This window comes from Mesorhizobium sp. P2_E10 (genome assembly GCF_056404235.1).
Genome location: NZ_JBFUEK010000003.1, coordinates 311,770 through 327,011, shown reverse-complemented (window position 1 = coordinate 327,011; position 15,242 = coordinate 311,770). Strand labels below are relative to the sequence as shown.

Sequence of the window (15,242 nt, the reverse complement as noted above, 5' to 3'; positions counted from 1 at the left end):
CGTGCTGTCGGGCTGCGGTCAGCCCACCCGTCCTTGGATCAAAGATTTCCATGAACCGAACGCAGCGCTGAAGCGACACACGCTCAGGCAGAGAACTATTGGCTGAACGACCATGAAGACGATATCGACATTGCTGCAGATCCTCGCACTCAGCGCCTGCTTTACCGCGCAGGTTCATGGCGCGTTCGCGATGCCGGGCGTTCGCCGCGCCTTGCAGACGATGGACGCCTTTACTCTCTCAGCAAGGAACTAGGCGGCCAGGCCACCTGCCTGCGTCAGCAAAAACGCCTCGCCGCAGGCTTTCGCCAGATTGCGCACCCGCAAGATGTAGCTCTGCCGTTCGGTGACCGAGATCACGCCGCGCGCGTCGAGCAGGTTGAAGACATGGCTGGCCTTGATGCACTGGTCGTAGGCCGGGAAGACCATCCGATGCATCGGCAGATTGTCGTTCGAGGCCGGCGCGCCGGCATCGAGCAGCGCCTTGCACTCGGCTTCGGCGTCTTCGAAATGGCGCAGCAGCATCGCCGTGTTGGCGTATTCGAAATTGTGGCGCGAATATTCCTGCTCGGCCTGCAGGAAGACGTCGCCATAGGTCACCTTGTCGGTGCCTTCGCGGCCGTTGAAGTTAAGATCGTAGACATTGTCGACGCCTTGCACATACATGGCCAGCCGCTCCAGCCCGTAGGTCAACTCGCCCGCCACCGGCGCGCATTCGATGCCGCAGACCTGCTGGAAATAGGTGAACTGCGACACTTCCATGCCGTCGCACCAGCACTCCCAGCCCAGCCCCCAGGCGCCCAGCGTCGGGCTTGCCCAGTCGTCCTCGACGAAGCGGATGTCGTGCAGGAGCGGGTCGACGCCGATGGCCGCTAGCGAGCCGAGATAGAGCTCCTGCAGATTGGGCGGATTGGGCTTCAGGATCACCTGGTACTGGTAATAATGCTGCAGCCGGTTCGGGTTCTCGCCATAGCGCCCGTCCTTGGGCCGGCGCGAGGGCTGCACATAGGCGGCGTTCCAGTGTTTTGGCCCGAGCGCGCGCAGCGTCGTCGCCGGATGAAATGTGCCGGCGCCGACTTCCATGTCGTAGGGCTGCAGGATAACGCAACCATAGTCCGCCCAGTAATTGTGCAAGGTCAGGATCAGTCCCTGGAAGGAGCGGCTGGGATGCATGTGGGCGGGAATATTGACGGTCACGGCGGCCTCGACGGAGCGGCGGAATGCGGCATTCCCTAGATGCCTGGCCGGCAAGCGTCAAGGCAAGGCCTGCCGGCATGGGATCGCTGCGACGGCGCAAAGGGCACGTTGAAAGCTTTGCGGGCGGCTGGCCCATTGCCGGCCATGGCAGCCTGCGGTCTGTTCGACCCTCGCATCGCCAGTGTCAACGACAGCAGGTCCAGCAATGTCTAGCCCAATCACCGTCCGCCCCGTCACGCGACAGGATTTCGAGCAATGGCTGCCGCTGTGGGACGGCTACAATGCCTTTTACGGCCGCTCGGGCGAGACGGCCCTGCCGCGCGAAATCACCGAGATGACATGGTCGCGCTTTTTCGATGCCTATGAGCCGGTGCATGCGCTGGTTGCCGAGAGCGGCGGGCAGTTGCTCGGCCTCGTGCACTACCTCTATCACCGCAGCACCACGGCGATTGCGCCGAACTGCTATCTGCAGGATCTTTTCACGTCAGAGGCTTCGCGTGGCAAGGGCGTCGGCAGGGCCCTCATCAATGGCGTCTACGACCTTGCCAAAGCCGCAGGTTCAGGCCGGGTCTACTGGCTGACGCATGAGACCAACCACACGGCGATGAAGCTGTACGACAAGATCGGGGATCGCTCCGGCTTCGTCGTCTATCGCAAGCTGTTCTGATCAAGAAAACGGGGCCGACATCGGCCCCGTTTGTTACGAAAAATCAGGATGGGCCGCTCAGCCTTTCGGGGCAGTCGCCGGCTCGGGCTTGACCTTCGGGGTTTCCTGCGCCGTGTTGGATACGATCGGCGGCAGGCCCTTCAAGAGCTTCTGCTGCAAGGTGGCGAGCACATCAGGGTCCGGCTTCAGGTCGCGGGCCTGGTTCCACTGGAAGGTGGCTTCCAGCTTGCGGCCGACGCGCCAGTAAGCGTCGCCGAGATGGTCGTTCAACACCGGATCTTCCGGCTTCAGCGACACGGCCCGCTCCATTTCGCGCACGGCGTCGTCGAACCGGCCCATGCGGAAATAGGCCCAGCCCAGTGAATCGACGATGTAGCCATCGCTCGGTCTGAGATCGACGGCCTTCTGGATCATCGCCAGGCCTTCCTTGAGGTTCATGTTCATGTCGACCCAGGAATAGCCGAGATAGTTCAGAACCTGCGGCTGGTCGGGCAACAGTTCCAGCGCCTTGCGGAAATTCGGCTCGGCCTTCGGCCATTCCTTCAGCCGCTCATAGGCGATGCCGCGCTGGTAGTAGACGTTCCAGTTGGCCGCGCTCGGTGTCTTCAGCACCGCGACCGCCTTGTCGTAGAGATCGGCGGCCGAGCGGAAATCGTCCTTCGAGGAATAGACACCGCCGAGCGCCAGATAGGCGCGCATGTCGTCCGGATGGGCGGCGACGAACGCCTTCAGATGGGCGATCGCCTCGTCATGGCGGTCGAGATCGGCAAGGTTGAGGCCGAGCTGCAGGTCCGAAAGCTCCTTCAGCGGCGAAGAGTCGGGGATACGGCGATAGAGCGCAATGGCACCCTCGCCGTCCTTCAACTGCTCGGAAACGGCGGCGAGCTGCACCAGGGCAGCGTCGCTTTCAGGCTTCAGCGCCAAAGCGTATTGCAGATAGAGGCGGACGAACGGCTCGCCGCCGCCGCGGTTGAGCGCGGTGGCGAGGTCGAGCAGGATTTCCGAAGCGCCGTCCGACGGGCCGGCAACAAAAGGCTCGATCTTCTCGCCCTTGCTGATCTTGTCGCGCAGGGCCGTTATTTCCAGCTTGCCCGGCGAAAACGCCTCGGCCTGGTCGAGCACCGACAGCGCCTTGTCCTTGTCGCCCTTGCGAGCGAGGAAAGAAGCGTAAGCCTGCGCATTGCGCATCCAGGTTTCGGGCGAAGCGCCACCGGCGGTGGTGTCGGCCAAGGTCGCGGCGTAGATCGCATCGGCTTTTTCGGACTGGCCCGAGGCGTCGGCGATCAGCGCGCGATGGAAGGATTTGAACAGGCCGAACCAGTCCGGACCCTGGAGCTTGTCGACGGAGGCCATCGCTTCGGTGGCGTCGCCGGCACCTTGCTGCGCCCAACCGGACATGACACCGGAGATGAGCCGGTCGAGATCGGATTCGAGCGACAGCTTGAGCCAGTACTGGGCTTTGGTAAAATCCTTCTTGTGGAAGGAATCGACCGCCAGCGCCAGGCGCGAGAAGCGCTCGACGTCGGGAACTTCCTTGAGCTTGTCGGCATAGGCCAGGGATTCTTCGAAGCGGCCTTGCGCGATCAGCGACAGCATCAGGCTCTGCTGCAAGGAGGTGTCGCCGGGAGCGAAGGCGAGCGCCTGCTTGTAGTAGGCAATGGCATTGTCGAGGTCGTTGTCGCCTTCGGCGATCCGCGCGGCCAGATAGGCTCCCGAAAACGACGTGATCTTGACCGGTTCGGTGGTCTGTTTGGCATAGGCCGGCAGACTGGAGATCGCCATGCCCGTCACAATTGCCAGCCCTGTCAGCCAGCGCACACGTCCTTGCCGCATCGTATCCCTTTCAGCCAAACGCGAGCCCCGCGTCAGCGGGATCGCCGTAGACTCGATCTTTTCCCGACAAAGCATGGCCTTTTTGGGGTCAGGCTTCAATCCGCCTCAAATTCACAATCGGGTCATGCGATTAATAAACCATCGCGAAACGGCCAAATGATGCGCTTGAAAGGGCAATCCGGGCCTGCTTTCGAGCCTGGAACGCCTCGCGACGGCAATGCCGCACCCGATACGTACCGGGAAGCTTGTCAGTTCACCCGGCTGATGCAGAAATCGATGACGTCGATCAATGCCGATTTCTGCGGCGTCGCCTCCAGCGGCGCCAGCGCGTCGCGGGCGATTTCGCCGAAATGGCGGGCACGGCCGATCGTGTCGGCAATGGCGCCATGGCGGGTCATCAGGCCGATGGCCTTTTCCAGCCCGGCATCGTCGGTGACATTGTCCTCGATGGCGCGTTTCCAGAAGGTGCGCTCGGCCTTGGTGCCGCGCCGGTAGGCGAGGATCACCGGCAGCGTCACCTTGCCCTCGCGGAAATCGTCGCCGACATTCTTGCCGAGATCCTTGCTGGAGCCGCCATAATCCAGCGCGTCATCGATCAGCTGGAAGGCGAGACCGAGGTTCATGCCGTAGGAGCGCAGGGCCGCGCGATCGTTGCGCGTCGCCAAGGCGATGACCGGGCCGACCTCGGCAGCGGCGGAAAACAGCGCCGCGGTCTTGGCCTTGATGACCGCAAAATGCTCATCCTCGGTGGTTTCGAGGTTCTTGGCGGCGGCAAGCTGCATCACCTCGCCCTCGGCGATGATGGAAGCGGCACTGGACAGGATGTCGAGCGCCTCGAGCGAGCCGACATCGACCATCATGCGAAAAGCCTGGCCGAGCAGGAAATCGCCGACCAGCACGCTCGCCTGGTTGCCCCAGATCATGCGGGCAGTCTTCTTGCCGCGCCGCATGCCGCTCTCGTCGACGACGTCATCGTGCAAAAGCGTCGCCGTGTGCATGAATTCAACCGATGTGGCGAGCTTGACGTGGCCCTCGCCGGAATAGCCGAACATCTGGGCGGCGGCGAGCGTCAGCATCGGCCGCAACCGTTTGCCGCCAGACGAGATCAGATGGTTGGCAACCTCCGGGATCATCTCGACATCGGAGCCGGCCTTGGACAGGATCAGCTCATTGACGCGCCCCATATCGGCCGCCGTCAGGTCGATGAGATCCTTGATGGAGGCGGCTTCCCGCTTCCCGTTTTCGATGTTGAGAACGACACCCACTACAATCACTCCCGTCTGATAGCACGCGCGCGACGGCCCTTGTCCCTGCATGACTCTAGGGCTGCACCCACGGGCACGGCAAGAGGCGAATTGGCGCGGTTGCGGTGACGGCGTGTCAATATTCGAGAGAGAGCATGGCGTTGACCGAAAACCGCTTCACACTTTTCGGCACCATGCTCCAGCGTTTACATCGACGCCGCAAGCTGCGAGTTTCATCCGATGATAGAGCTCATCCGCACCAACGACGCCGTCATCATCTCCTTTGTCGAATCGCTGATGCGCGATGCCGGCATCGGCTGTTTCGTCGCCGACCAGAACATGAGCGTGCTCGACGGGTCGATCGGCATCCTGCCCAGGCGCATCATGGTCGACGCCGATCAGGCCGATATGGCCCGGCGCATCCTGACGGATGCCGGCATCGCCAACGAGATCCGTCAAAAATAATGGCCGCGTCACCAGCCGCCTCTGTCCCGGATACGCCGGCCCACACGGTCGACGCCTTCCATCGCGGGCGCTTCTGGCTGGTGCAGCCGCGACAGGCAGGCCACCGCGCCGGCATGGACGCCATGATGCTGGCGGCTTCCGTGCCATCCGCCTTCACTGGGCGCCTGGCCGATTTCGGCGCCGGCGCGGGTGCCGCCGGTCTGGCGGTGCTGTCACGCTGTCCGGCTGCCGAGGTGGTGCTGGTCGAACGCTCCGCCGAAATGGCAGCCTTTGCCGCAACCACGCTTGCCCACCCCGGCAACGCGCATCTCGGCGACCGCGGCTCGGTGCTGACAGCCGATGTCACGCTGTCGGGCCGGGCGCGAACGCTGGCCGGCCTTGCCGACAATTCCTTCGATTTCGTCATCATGAACCCGCCCTTCAACGCCGCCGAGGATCGCGCCACGCCCGACCGCTTGAGGAAAGAGGCGCATGTCATGGAGGACGGGCTGTTCGAGAGCTGGATCCGCAGTGCGGCGGCTGTCGCCAGGCCGCGCGGCGGGCTTGCCGTCATCGCGCGACCGGAGCAGCTCGGCATCCTGCTCGTAGCAATCTCAGGCCGCTTCGGCGATGCCGAAATGCTGGCAGTGCACCCTCGCCCCGAGGCGGCGGCGATCCGCATCGTCGTCAGGGCGGCACTCGGCGCGCGCGGCAAACTGTCGATCCGCCCGCCGCTGATGCTGCATGAACAATCGGGCGACGGGCCATCGGAGCGGACCGAGATGATCAACAACGGGCTGGCGTCGCTGTTCGGCGACTGATTTTGCCCAGCCGGTGCGGCGGCATTGCCGTTGGCCGGCGAATTCCTACATGCGCTCGAGCAATTGACCGGAGATAGTGCCCTCGTGAAACGCCTTTTGAACCGCCTGCTGCCGAAATCCTGGCGCTCCACCGTCGTCACCATTCCAGTTATCCGGCTGCATGGCACCATCATGTCGGGCGGTGGCCAGTTCCGGCAGAACCTGTCACTGGCCTCGACCGCCGGTCTCATCGAAAAGGCATTTTCCTTCGACGCGCCCGCGGTTGCCATCTCGATCAATTCACCGGGCGGCTCGCCGGTGCAGTCGCGGTTGATCTTCAAACGCATCCGCGACCTGGCAACCGAGAAGAACAAGAAAGTTCTGGTGTTCGTCGAGGACGTGGCGGCGTCGGGCGGCTACATGATCGCGGTCGCCGGCGACGAGATCTTTGCCGATCCGTCCTCCATCGTCGGTTCGATCGGCGTGGTGTCGGCCTCGTTCGGCTTTCCCGAACTGATGAAGAAGATCGGCGTCGAGCGGCGCGTCCATACTGCCGGCCAGAACAAGGCGGTGCTCGACCCGTTCAAACCGGAGAAGAAGGAAGATGTCGAACGGCTGAAGGCGCTGCAGCTCGAGGTTCACGACACCTTCATCGACCTGGTCAAGGACCGGCGCGGCAGCAAGCTCAAGAACGACCCGGACTTGTTCACCGGCCTGTTCTGGACCGGCAAGAAAGGGCTGGAGCTTGGCCTCGTCGATGCGCTGGGCGATATGCGCACCGTGCTCAAGACGCGTTTCGGGGCCAAGACCCAGCTCAAGCTGATCACCACGCCGCGCGGCTTCCTCAGCCGGTTCGGCCTGTTCGGCTCGAGCCAGGGCTTTTCCGCCCCCGACATCGCCGCCGCCGCCGCGACCGGCGTGGTCGACGCGGCGGAAGAACGCGCGCTGTGGGCGCGCTTCGGGCTTTGAAAAGCCGGTGAAAACGGCTAGCATGAGTGGTTGACCGACCCCACCGGCCGCGTTTGCCAGCCCTGCGAGGGAGGAGTTTTGACATGCCACAGATCATTTTCTTCGCCGCCGTCGGGGCGCTGGCCTATGTCGGATACCGCTCTTTCGTCAGGGAAGCGCAGCGCGTGACGGCCAAGATACGGCGCACCGAAAAGCAGGCGGCCAACGGCACGATGGGCACGCTGGTCAAGGATCCGAAGACCGGCGAATACCGCCTGGCCAAGGACTGACCGCCATCTCCCTCGCCGCCGAGACCGTGAATTCCGACGCCCGGACGTGGCCTGCGCATGCCAAGATCAATCTTGCGCTGCACGTCACCGGCAGGCGGCCGGATGGCTATCACCTGATCGAAAGCCTGGCCGTGTTCACCCGTTTCGGCGACAGGGTGGAGACGGCGCTTGCCGACAGTGATCAGTTTTCGGTGTCTGGCAAGTACGCAGCCGCGGTGCCGTTCGACGGCGACAATCTGGTGGTGAAAGCGCGCGACGCGCTGCGCAAGGCGGCCGGCCTGCAGCACACGCCGCCGGTGACCATCCGGCTTGAAAAGAACCTGCCGGTCGCCTCCGGCGTCGGTGGCGGCTCGAGCGACGCCGCGGCGGTGCTGCGCGGTCTGGCGCAGGCATGGCGACTGGATATCGACGACGCCGAACTGGCGCGGATCGGTCTCTCGCTTGGCGCCGACGTTCCGATGTGCCTTGCGGCAAAACCGCTGATCGCGCGCGGCGTTGGCGACGAGCTGTCGATGGTGCCTAGCTTTCCCGCCCTTGGGCTGGTTCTGGTCAATCCCGGCACCGCCGTCTCCACCGCCGAGGTGTTCGCAGCCCTTGCCCGTCGCGACAATGCGGCGCTGCCGCCGCTGCCGCGTAATTTCGATTTTCACAGCGTCCGCAACTGGCTGGAGATCACCCGCAACGATCTCGAGCCGGCGGCCAGCGCCATCCTGCCCGCCATCGGCAGGGCGCTCTCGGTGTTGAACAGAGCCGGATCGGGATTCTCGCGGATGTCGGGTTCCGGTGCAACCTGCTTCGGACTGTTCGAGACCGGCAATGTGGCCAAGCGCGCGGCTGCCGAAATCCGCAGCCGCGAACCGGACTGGTTTGTCGCCGCGACGCGCAGCATCGCATCGGAGGGAGCTGATGGCCAGAATTGACGAAAGCCGTTCCTTCATTCCAGTGCGCATCGCGGTGCTGACGGTTTCCGATACGCGCAGCCTTGCCGACGACAAATCCGGCCAGACGCTGGCCGATCGCATCGCCGAGGCCGGCCATATCCTGGCCGCCCGCGACATCGTCACCGACGACCGCGACAAGATCCGTGACACGGTATTAGGCTGGTCGCGGGACAAGGATATCGATGTGGTGATCACCACCGGCGGCACCGGCTTTACAGGCCGCGACGTGACGCCGGAAGCGCTGGAGCCGATCTTCGAAAAGCGCATGGACGGCTTTTCCGAAGTGTTTCACCGCATTTCCTACGACAAGATCGGCACCTCGACGATCCAGAGCCGGGCGACCGGCGGCGTCGTCAACGCCACCTTCGTCTTCGTGCTGCCAGGCTCGCCCGGCGCCTGCAAGGATGCCTGGGACGGCATCTTGAAGCCGCAGCTCGACTACCGGCACATGCCCTGCAACTTCGTCGAGATCATGCCGCGCCTGGACGAGCATCTGCGGCGCGGCAAGAGCGGATAAGAGCCCAGATCAGCGAATGACCGGTTCGCCATGAAAGCGCCGGCGCGAGGGCGGTGACACGCCGAAGCCGACTTCCATCATCAGCCGCGGCGTGCGCGTCGGCACGGTGCCCATGTGGAAACCGAACGGGTCCTCGACAAAGCCGAGACCTGCCTCGCCGGTCAGCGTCACCGGGCTCTCGTCGCCATAGACGCCGAGCACGTCTTGCGCCGGATGGCCGACGAGCAGCGTCAGCTGATGCTTCAGGGCGCGGCGCTTGTGGCTGCCCCTGACATAGACATGCGGACCGGTGCCGGCATCGACGGGCTTCAGATAGAAGAAGAATTTCAGCATCCGCCAGTCGTCGAGATCGAAATGGTATTTGCCGAGCGACGCCAGGTTCTTGTCGGCGTCCGAGGCAGCCCCGGTCGGAAAGCTCCACCAGACGCGCGTGGTGATCAGTTTTGCCTGGCCGCCGAGATAGTTCGCGGCAATGTCGAGAAGCAGCGGATCGCGCTGGATTGCAAGAGCTGCGTCGCAGTCCAGGATGCGCTCGAAAAAGTGGCCGCTGAGCAAGGAGCGGCCAAAACGCTTTTCAGCCTCGGCATGATCGTCGGCCAAGAACTCGAGACGGCGGTCGAAATTGCCGAAGCAAGGCGTGCGCTGCGCAAAGCTGGTGATTTCCTCATGGATCGCCTGCGGCAGGACAAACCCGGAAAACAACCCATCCGATTTCAGCGCGTTGACGACGGCGGTGCGGTCGACGCCGGTAAACATCGTATCCCCTGCCTCGCCTGCCGGCTTGGCCGCTTTGGCGCCAAGCCAGTGCAGGCGCCGCCCCGGCATGGTGCGGGCCAGCATGAACATCGGCAGCCAGGCCGGGTTCTCGCGAAGATCGGTCAGATAGGTCGGAATACGCGCTGCAATACGGCGCAGCAGGCTGCCGTTTCGCGCAATTGCCTCAAGGCTGGCGGCGCCGGATTTGTCAGGGCTTGTAAAGGTCATCGGGTCCTCGGGTATGAACGCGGCACTGACGCGCGTCGGTGCTCACCGCTCCGGCATTACCCAAACCCTGATGTCCCGCATCGATGAAATGTTAGCCTCACGTCATATTTTGTGCAATGCACAATAATGTGTGCCCTGCAAAATCTGGAGGAGGCGCAGGCCCTCACTTCGCCGGCGCCACCCAGATGTCGGCATTGAGCCGTTTGGTCGCAAGGCCGCGCGCGATGGCCTCGGCGCTGCGCGCGTTTTTCGACAAGGCGGTGGCCTGTCGCTTGCTGATCACCAGCCCTTCGGCGAGCGCCCGGTTTCCCGAAAAGAGCCGTGACAGGAACGGCGTGCGGTTGCCGCGGGCGCGTGAGAACCGCGCCGGCATGGTTTGCCTGGCCGTATGGGCGACGACTTCGTCGATCCAGCCTTCCGCCAGCCGCGCGCCCGGTTCCAGCAACAGCAGCCACTCGCCTTTCGCCTGCCTGATGCCGGCCGCAATGCCGCCGCTGACATAATGGCAGCCGGCATGTTCGGCGACGCGATGCGTCTGGTCGGTGGAACCGGTGTCGCAGACGATGACATCGCGCACCACGCCCTCGACCGCGCCGCCGATCAGCGAGGCGAGCGTGCGGGCAAGGCCCTCTTCGTCATCAAGGGTTTCGATCAGGACGGTGAGCATGGTTAGCCGAATAGCGGAAAGCTGCGCTCCACGCCAGTTTTCGCATCGCGGCATAAAAAGTTCTTGCTTTGTTCTCATCGACAAAATAGGAATAGTTTCATGAACAGAGCGATTCGACAGCCGACCGACAGTCCCTGGGAGAGGGCGAAATGGAACATATCGTGCGTGCGGACATTGCAGCCTTCGGGGCAGGAAGAGCCGAGATGGCCAATGCGATGATCGAACAGAGCGGCATGCGTGTCCGTCCGGACCGCAATCGCGGCCGCTCGGCCGGCATCAATCCGTCCGGCCGCTTCGAGCCGGTCAGCCGGCATGTCTTCGACGACGGCTGGAATTCGCTTGAGGAACTACCGCCTTTCAAGACCGAGGTGCAGGTCGAGAAGCCGCGCACCATCATCACCCGCAACGAATCGCCCGACATTTCCTTCGACCGCTCGATCAATCCCTATCGCGGCTGCGAGCATGGCTGCGTCTACTGCTTCGCGCGGCCGACGCACAGCTTCATGGGGCTGTCGCCGGGACTGGATTTCGAATCGAAGCTGTTTGCCAAGCCGGATGCGGCACGGTTGCTCGACAAGGAACTGTCGAAGGACGGCTACCAGCCGCGCATCATTGCCATCGGCACCAACACCGATCCCTACCAGCCGATCGAAAAGCAGTACCGGATCATGCGCGAGATCCTCGAAGTGCTGGAAGCGCGCGGCCATCCGGTCGGCATCGTCACCAAATCCGCCTTGGTGACGCGCGACATCGACATCCTGTCGCGCATGGCCGAACGGGGCTTGGCCAAGGTGGCGCTGTCGGTGACGACGATGGACCGCATGCTGGCCAGAACTATGGAGCCACGCGCCTCGACGCCGACCAAGCGGCTGGAGGCGATCAGGCAGCTTTCGGACGCCGGCATCCCGGCTTCGGTGATGGTGGCGCCAATCATCCCCGGCCTGACCGACCAGGAAATGGAACGCATCCTCGATTCGGCACGCGCTGCCGGAGCGCGAGAGGCCGGCTATGTCGTGCTGCGCCTGCCGCTGGAGGTCAGCCCGATCTTCAAGGACTGGCTGCTGCGCCATTATCCCGACCGCTATCGCCACGTGATGTCGCTGATCCGTTCGATGCGCGACGGCAAGGATTACGATTCGGAGTGGGGCAAGCGCATGAAAGGTGCTGGCCCCTATGCCTGGCAGATCGGCCGGCGATTTGAGATCACCGCCAAGCGGCTCGGCCTCAATGCCGAGCGGCGCACGCTCCGGACGGACCAGTTCGTCGCCGCGGCCAACGCGACCGAGCAGTTGATGCTGCTTTGAAATTATCATCTGCTTGCCGTTGCCGGCCGGCAGACGAAGAAATCCCGTCCGGCCTGTCCCCCGGCCTGCAGACGGTGCCCTCCCGGTCTTGCCCCACCTGACCCTGGAGGGACTTGCGGAGAATCGGAGCCGATGCGAACCTCGCCGCAACATGGCTCGCGCGCGTTCCGATTCTCCGCTTCTTTTTGAAATCGTAGAGAAGCCCGACTTCTCCTTCGAGACGAAGGCGATGGCCGAAGGCCTTTGGCCGGTGGCTGGGATGGACGAGGCCGGCCGCGGGCCGCTGGCAGGGCCGGTGGTGGCGGCAGCCGTCATCCTCGATCCCGCCAACATTCCCGAAGGGCTTGACGATTCCAAGCGGCTCAGCCATCTGCAGCGCGAGGCGCTGTTCCTCAAAATCCTCGGTTCCGCCTTCGGCGTGTCGATGGCCTCGATCAGCGCGGAAGGCATAGACGGCAGCAATATCCTCAAGGCCAGCTTAGAGGCGATGCGGCGCGCGCTTGTCGGCCTGCCCATACAGGCAAAACTGGCGCTGGCCGACGGCCGCGACGTGCCGCCGGGCCTGCCTTGCCTGGGCCGCGCGCTGATCAAGGGCGATCAGCGCTCGCAATCGATCGCCGCCGCCTCGATCGTTGCCAAGGTAATGCGCGACCGCATGATGTGCGGCTGCGGCAGCCACCACGAGAACTACGGTTTCGAGGTCCATATGGGCTACGCGACGGTTCGGCACCGCACCGCGATCGAGGCGCATGGGCCGGTGGCACGGCTGCATCGGGTGTCGTTTGCGCCGTTCAGGCTGGGCGGGGTTGAGGTGGTCGAAGAGGAGAGTTTTGCCGGGCTGGAATAGCGCGACGGTCGCGCCAGCTGATCTCCCCCCTCGAGGGGGTTGAGGAGCGCTCCGCAAAGCGGACGGAAAGCCAATTGCTTGGCTTTCCGAGCGGTGAACGGCCGGCAGGCCAGAGGGGGTCGCCTCGCGTGAAGTGCTGGCCTTTTCTTTCGCCGGACAGGAGGTCGCGCCCGGTCGAACCGACCCCCTCTGTCGCCTTCGGCGACATCTCCCCCTCGAGGGGGGAGATTATCCGCCAACAACAAAAAAGCCGCCAGGTTGCCCGGGCGGCTTTCGATGATCCGATTGATGCGATCGTCTAGTTCAGCTTGGACTTCACGTCCTGCAGCGAGGCCTTGAAAAGCTCCGCGCCGGCCTTGGCGTCGATCTTGCCGGCGAGCAGCGCGCGGGCGGCTTCGACGGCGATGTCGACGGCGCTGGCGCGCACTTCGGCGACCGCATCGCGCTCGGCCTGGCCGATCTTCTGCTCGGCAAGTGCTGTGCGCCTGACAACATAGTCCTCGGTCTTCTTGTGCGCCTCGGCGGCAAGCAATTCTGCTTCGCGCTTGGCGGCAGCGACGATGCTTGCTGCCTCCTGCTCGGCTTCCTTGCGCTTGCGCTGGTATTGGCCGAGCAGCTGCTGAGCCTCCTCGCGCAGCCGGCGTGCTTCCTCAAGCTCGTTGCTGATCTTGGCGGCGCGGGCATCGAGCGCCTTGGCGATCAGGCCCGGCACCTTGATGTAGACGGCAACGCCGAGGAAAATGACGAGGGCAACCGTGGCCCAAAGCGTCGCGAGAGATGTGGCGTCCATAATGCGCTCCTCACCGGGCCACGGATTTGACCGCAGCCGCGATCTCGGCCTTGCTGGTCTTGCCGCCGACAAGCGCCTCGACAATGGCCGAAGCCGTGTCCTCGGCGATGCTGCCGACTTCCTTCATGGCGTTGGCCTTGATGGAAGCAATGCTGGCCTCGGCCTCACCGAGTTTCTTGTCGAGGGCGGCTTCGACCTTCTTGCGCGCGGTCTCGGCTTCCGCCTTGGCCGCGTCGTTGGCCTGCTGGCCGATCGCGTTGGCCTTGGCCTTGGCTTCCGCCAGTTCCTGCTCATAGGCAGCAACGGCGGCGTCAGCCTCGCCCTTCAGCCTGGCGGCATGGTCGAGATCCTGCGAAATGCGATCGTTGCGCACGTCGATGATGCCACCAAGGCGCGGCATCACCACTTTCTTCAGGAACAGGTAGAACAGCCCGAAGGTGATCGCCAGCCACAGAAGCTGCGACGGGAACGTCGCCGGATCGAATGGCGGGAACGCGCCGTGCGCTTCGGCAGGCACGCCGGTGCCGGAATGCGTGTCGCCTTCCGTCGCGGCGGGCGCTGTCTCTTGCGCAAAGGCAGATGTCACGAACATGGACTATCCCCGAAATTCAGGCTTGGCCGCAGAGTTGCGGCCGGCCTGTCCAATCTTCTCAACGCTTGCCCGATAGGGGCTCAGCCGAACAGGGCCAGAAGCGCGATGAGAAGCGAGAAGATGCCCAGAGCTTCGGTCACGGCGAAGCCGAAAATCAGGCGACCGAACTGGCCATCGGCGGCCGACGGATTGCGCAGCGCGCCCGCCAGGTAGCTGCCGAAGATGTTGCCCAGGCCAATGCCTGCGCCACCCATGCCCAGGCAAGCGATGCCGGCGCCAATGTACTTTGCTGCTTCTGCGTCCATTTGTTCAACTCCTTTGGATCTGAAATTCCGTTGCGATTCCATCCGGCACGACTGCCGGAAACTCTTGCTCAGTGCCCCGGGTGCAGGGCGTCGTTCAGGTACATGCAGGTCAAGACGGCAAAGACGTAGGCCTGCAGGAAAGCGACCAGCAGTTCCAGCGCCGTCAGCGCCACCGCCATGGCCAACGGCAGGATCGAGCCGGCAATGCCGACAGCGCCGAGCGCGCTCAGGCTGACGACAAAGCCCGAGAACACCTTCAGCGTGATGTGGCCGGCCAGCATGTTGGCGAACAGACGAACCGAGAGGCTGACCGGGCGCGAGACGAAGGAAATCACTTCGATCAGCACCACCAGCGGCAGCAGGAAGACAGGAACGCCATGCGGCACGAACAGCTTGAGGAAGCCGAGGCCGTGCTTCATGAAGCCGTAAACGACCACGGTGCCGATGACCAGGGCGGCGAGGCCGAAGGTGACGATGATGTGGCTAGTAACCGTGAAGAAATAGGGGAAAAGCCCGAGCAGATTGGCGACCAGCACGAACATGAACAGCGAAAACACGAAGGGGAAGAACTTCAGCCCCTGGGTTCCGGCGGCATCCCTGAGCATGTTCGAGACGAACTCGTAGGCCATTTCCGAAACCGACTGCAACCGGCCGGGAACCAGGCTGCGGCTCGACGTCGAGAGGTAGAGAAAGGCGGATGCGACGGCCACGGTCGCGACCATGAACAATGCCGAATTTGTGAAGGACAGGTCATAGCCGCCGATGTTGATCGGAAGCAGTTTGATGATATGGAACTGGTGGATCGGATCGACCTTGTCAGCAGCCACTTTACATCCCCGTCAAAGCCGCGCGCGGCTTGAGTGTCTTGTTCATTG

Annotated in this window: 19 protein-coding genes; 10 read left to right on the top strand and 9 right to left on the bottom strand. The window is 63.6% G+C overall.

What is annotated here, in order from left to right; all coding sequences use genetic code 11:
• The first annotated feature begins 112 nt into the window (after positions 1 to 112).
• Positions 113 to 253: a hypothetical protein gene (locus tag AC1D0N_RS10485; protein ID WP_477243479.1), complete on the top strand. Its 141-nt coding sequence runs from the start codon at positions 113 to 115 to the stop codon at positions 251 to 253.
• Here AC1D0N_RS10485 and AC1D0N_RS10480 read toward each other — a convergent pair.
• Entirely contained in the window at positions 250 to 1,170 is a 921-nt protein-coding gene (locus AC1D0N_RS10480) for a glycine--tRNA ligase subunit alpha (RefSeq protein ID WP_477244012.1), read from the bottom strand. The two genes, AC1D0N_RS10485 and AC1D0N_RS10480, sit on opposite strands and share 4 nt — an antisense overlap.
• Positions 1,171 to 1,399: 229 nt before the next feature.
• On the opposite strand from AC1D0N_RS10480, the gene AC1D0N_RS10475 reads away from it, so the two are divergent.
• A complete protein-coding gene (locus AC1D0N_RS10475; RefSeq protein ID WP_477243478.1) occupies positions 1,400 to 1,861 on the top strand; it encodes an N-acetyltransferase family protein in 462 nt (153 codons plus the stop codon).
• Between the two features lie 57 nt (positions 1,862 to 1,918).
• Here AC1D0N_RS10475 and AC1D0N_RS10470 read toward each other — a convergent pair whose 3' ends face one another.
• Both AC1D0N_RS10470 and AC1D0N_RS10465 read right to left on the bottom strand, forming a co-directional pair.
• On the bottom strand, positions 1,919 to 3,694 hold the full coding sequence (locus AC1D0N_RS10470) for a tetratricopeptide repeat protein (protein ID WP_477243476.1): 1,776 nt from the start codon (positions 3,692 to 3,694) through the stop codon (positions 1,919 to 1,921).
• A gap of 248 nt (positions 3,695 to 3,942) precedes the next feature.
• Positions 3,943 to 4,959, bottom strand: a complete 1,017-nt coding sequence (locus AC1D0N_RS10465) for a polyprenyl synthetase family protein (protein WP_258603703.1) — start codon at positions 4,957 to 4,959, stop codon at positions 3,943 to 3,945.
• A 219-nt stretch (positions 4,960 to 5,178) separates the two neighbouring features.
• Here AC1D0N_RS10465 and AC1D0N_RS10460 point away from each other — a divergent pair, with 219 nt between their 5' ends.
• The 6 genes from AC1D0N_RS10460 to moaB all read left to right on the top strand — a co-directional run bounded on the left by AC1D0N_RS10460 (position 5,179) and on the right by moaB (position 8,878).
• Positions 5,179 to 5,403 (top strand): putative signal transducing protein, encoded by a 225-nt coding sequence (locus AC1D0N_RS10460; RefSeq protein WP_477243474.1) that lies wholly within the window; start codon positions 5,179 to 5,181, stop codon positions 5,401 to 5,403.
• Positions 5,403 to 6,203, top strand: coding sequence for a tRNA1(Val) (adenine(37)-N6)-methyltransferase (locus AC1D0N_RS10455; RefSeq protein ID WP_477243472.1), 801 nt, complete (start codon positions 5,403 to 5,405; stop codon positions 6,201 to 6,203). Before AC1D0N_RS10460 ends, AC1D0N_RS10455 begins: the two co-directional genes overlap by 1 nt.
• Positions 6,204 to 6,287: 84 nt before the next feature.
• Positions 6,288 to 7,151 (top strand): S49 family peptidase, encoded by an 864-nt coding sequence (locus AC1D0N_RS10450; protein ID WP_477243470.1) that lies wholly within the window; start codon positions 6,288 to 6,290, stop codon positions 7,149 to 7,151.
• A gap of 83 nt (positions 7,152 to 7,234) precedes the next feature.
• A complete protein-coding gene (locus AC1D0N_RS10445) occupies positions 7,235 to 7,420 on the top strand; it encodes a hypothetical protein (RefSeq protein WP_477243468.1) in 186 nt (61 codons plus the stop codon).
• Between the two features lie 26 nt (positions 7,421 to 7,446).
• The gene (locus AC1D0N_RS10440) at positions 7,447 to 8,340 is read left to right on the top strand and encodes a 4-(cytidine 5'-diphospho)-2-C-methyl-D-erythritol kinase (protein ID WP_477243466.1); all 894 of its coding nucleotides are present in this window, start codon (positions 7,447 to 7,449) and stop codon (positions 8,338 to 8,340) included.
• Positions 8,327 to 8,878 carry a molybdenum cofactor biosynthesis protein B gene (gene moaB / locus AC1D0N_RS10435; RefSeq protein ID WP_477243464.1) on the top strand — a complete coding sequence of 184 codons (552 nt, stop codon included), beginning with the start codon at positions 8,327 to 8,329 and terminating at the stop codon, positions 8,876 to 8,878. Before AC1D0N_RS10440 ends, moaB begins: the two co-directional genes overlap by 14 nt.
• 9 nt (positions 8,879 to 8,887) lie before the next feature.
• On the opposite strand, the gene AC1D0N_RS10430 is transcribed toward moaB, so the two are convergent.
• A complete protein-coding gene (locus AC1D0N_RS10430; protein ID WP_477243462.1) occupies positions 8,888 to 9,862 on the bottom strand; it encodes a hypothetical protein in 975 nt (324 codons plus the stop codon).
• 163 nt (positions 9,863 to 10,025) lie between these two features.
• Positions 10,026 to 10,529: a glycosyltransferase gene (locus AC1D0N_RS10425; protein WP_477243460.1), complete on the bottom strand. Its 504-nt coding sequence runs from the start codon at positions 10,527 to 10,529 to the stop codon at positions 10,026 to 10,028.
• A gap of 149 nt (positions 10,530 to 10,678) precedes the next feature.
• Here AC1D0N_RS10425 and AC1D0N_RS10420 point away from each other — a divergent pair, with 149 nt between their 5' ends.
• Together AC1D0N_RS10420 and AC1D0N_RS10415 are read left to right on the top strand one after the other, a co-directional pair.
• A complete protein-coding gene (locus tag AC1D0N_RS10420; protein WP_477243458.1) occupies positions 10,679 to 11,833 on the top strand; it encodes a PA0069 family radical SAM protein in 1,155 nt (384 codons plus the stop codon).
• Between the two features lie 151 nt (positions 11,834 to 11,984).
• The gene (locus AC1D0N_RS10415) at positions 11,985 to 12,680 is read left to right on the top strand and encodes a ribonuclease HII (protein WP_477243457.1); all 696 of its coding nucleotides are present in this window, start codon (positions 11,985 to 11,987) and stop codon (positions 12,678 to 12,680) included.
• Between the two features lie 298 nt (positions 12,681 to 12,978).
• Here the strand turns inward: AC1D0N_RS10415 and AC1D0N_RS10410 are convergent, their stop codons facing one another.
• The 4 genes from AC1D0N_RS10410 to AC1D0N_RS10395 form a co-directional block, all read right to left on the bottom strand.
• The gene (locus AC1D0N_RS10410; protein WP_477243455.1) at positions 12,979 to 13,470 is read right to left on the bottom strand and encodes a F0F1 ATP synthase subunit B; all 492 of its coding nucleotides are present in this window, start codon (positions 13,468 to 13,470) and stop codon (positions 12,979 to 12,981) included.
• Between the two features lie 10 nt (positions 13,471 to 13,480).
• Complete coding sequence (locus AC1D0N_RS10405) at positions 13,481 to 14,062, bottom strand: F0F1 ATP synthase subunit B (protein ID WP_477243453.1); 582 nt, start codon at positions 14,060 to 14,062, stop codon at positions 13,481 to 13,483.
• Between the two features lie 80 nt (positions 14,063 to 14,142).
• Positions 14,143 to 14,367, bottom strand: coding sequence for a F0F1 ATP synthase subunit C (locus AC1D0N_RS10400; RefSeq protein WP_006206606.1), 225 nt, complete (start codon positions 14,365 to 14,367; stop codon positions 14,143 to 14,145).
• 68 nt (positions 14,368 to 14,435) lie between these two features.
• Complete coding sequence (locus tag AC1D0N_RS10395; RefSeq protein ID WP_477243451.1) at positions 14,436 to 15,194, bottom strand: F0F1 ATP synthase subunit A; 759 nt, start codon at positions 15,192 to 15,194, stop codon at positions 14,436 to 14,438.
• Between the last annotated feature and the right edge of the window lie 48 nt (positions 15,195 to 15,242).

What these genes read in the sequence shown, in the direction of transcription:
- AC1D0N_RS10470 (WP_477243476.1), bottom strand. Translation starts at nt 3,694, where the DNA reads ATGCGGCAAGGACGTGTGCGCTGGCTGACAGGGCTGGCAATTGTGACG.
- AC1D0N_RS10445 (WP_477243468.1), top strand. Translation starts at nt 7,235, where the DNA reads ATGCCACAGATCATTTTCTTCGCCGCCGTCGGGGCGCTGGCCTATGTC.
- AC1D0N_RS10420 (WP_477243458.1), top strand. Translation starts at nt 10,679, where the DNA reads ATGGAACATATCGTGCGTGCGGACATTGCAGCCTTCGGGGCAGGAAGA.
- AC1D0N_RS10455 (WP_477243472.1), top strand. Translation starts at nt 5,403, where the DNA reads ATGGCCGCGTCACCAGCCGCCTCTGTCCCGGATACGCCGGCCCACACG.
- AC1D0N_RS10485 (WP_477243479.1), top strand. Translation starts at nt 113, where the DNA reads ATGAAGACGATATCGACATTGCTGCAGATCCTCGCACTCAGCGCCTGC.
- AC1D0N_RS10425 (WP_477243460.1), bottom strand. Translation starts at nt 10,529, where the DNA reads ATGCTCACCGTCCTGATCGAAACCCTTGATGACGAAGAGGGCCTTGCC.
- AC1D0N_RS10430 (WP_477243462.1), bottom strand. Translation starts at nt 9,862, where the DNA reads ATGACCTTTACAAGCCCTGACAAATCCGGCGCCGCCAGCCTTGAGGCA.
- AC1D0N_RS10480 (WP_477244012.1), bottom strand. Translation starts at nt 1,170, where the DNA reads ATGCATCCCAGCCGCTCCTTCCAGGGACTGATCCTGACCTTGCACAAT.
- AC1D0N_RS10405 (WP_477243453.1), bottom strand. Translation starts at nt 14,062, where the DNA reads ATGTTCGTGACATCTGCCTTTGCGCAAGAGACAGCGCCCGCCGCGACG.
- AC1D0N_RS10475 (WP_477243478.1), top strand. Translation starts at nt 1,400, where the DNA reads ATGTCTAGCCCAATCACCGTCCGCCCCGTCACGCGACAGGATTTCGAG.
- moaB (WP_477243464.1), top strand. Translation starts at nt 8,327, where the DNA reads ATGGCCAGAATTGACGAAAGCCGTTCCTTCATTCCAGTGCGCATCGCG.
- AC1D0N_RS10410 (WP_477243455.1), bottom strand. Translation starts at nt 13,470, where the DNA reads ATGGACGCCACATCTCTCGCGACGCTTTGGGCCACGGTTGCCCTCGTC.
- AC1D0N_RS10460 (WP_477243474.1), top strand. Translation starts at nt 5,179, where the DNA reads ATGATAGAGCTCATCCGCACCAACGACGCCGTCATCATCTCCTTTGTC.
- AC1D0N_RS10400 (WP_006206606.1), bottom strand. Translation starts at nt 14,367, where the DNA reads ATGGACGCAGAAGCAGCAAAGTACATTGGCGCCGGCATCGCTTGCCTG.
- AC1D0N_RS10415 (WP_477243457.1), top strand. Translation starts at nt 11,985, where the DNA reads ATGGCTCGCGCGCGTTCCGATTCTCCGCTTCTTTTTGAAATCGTAGAG.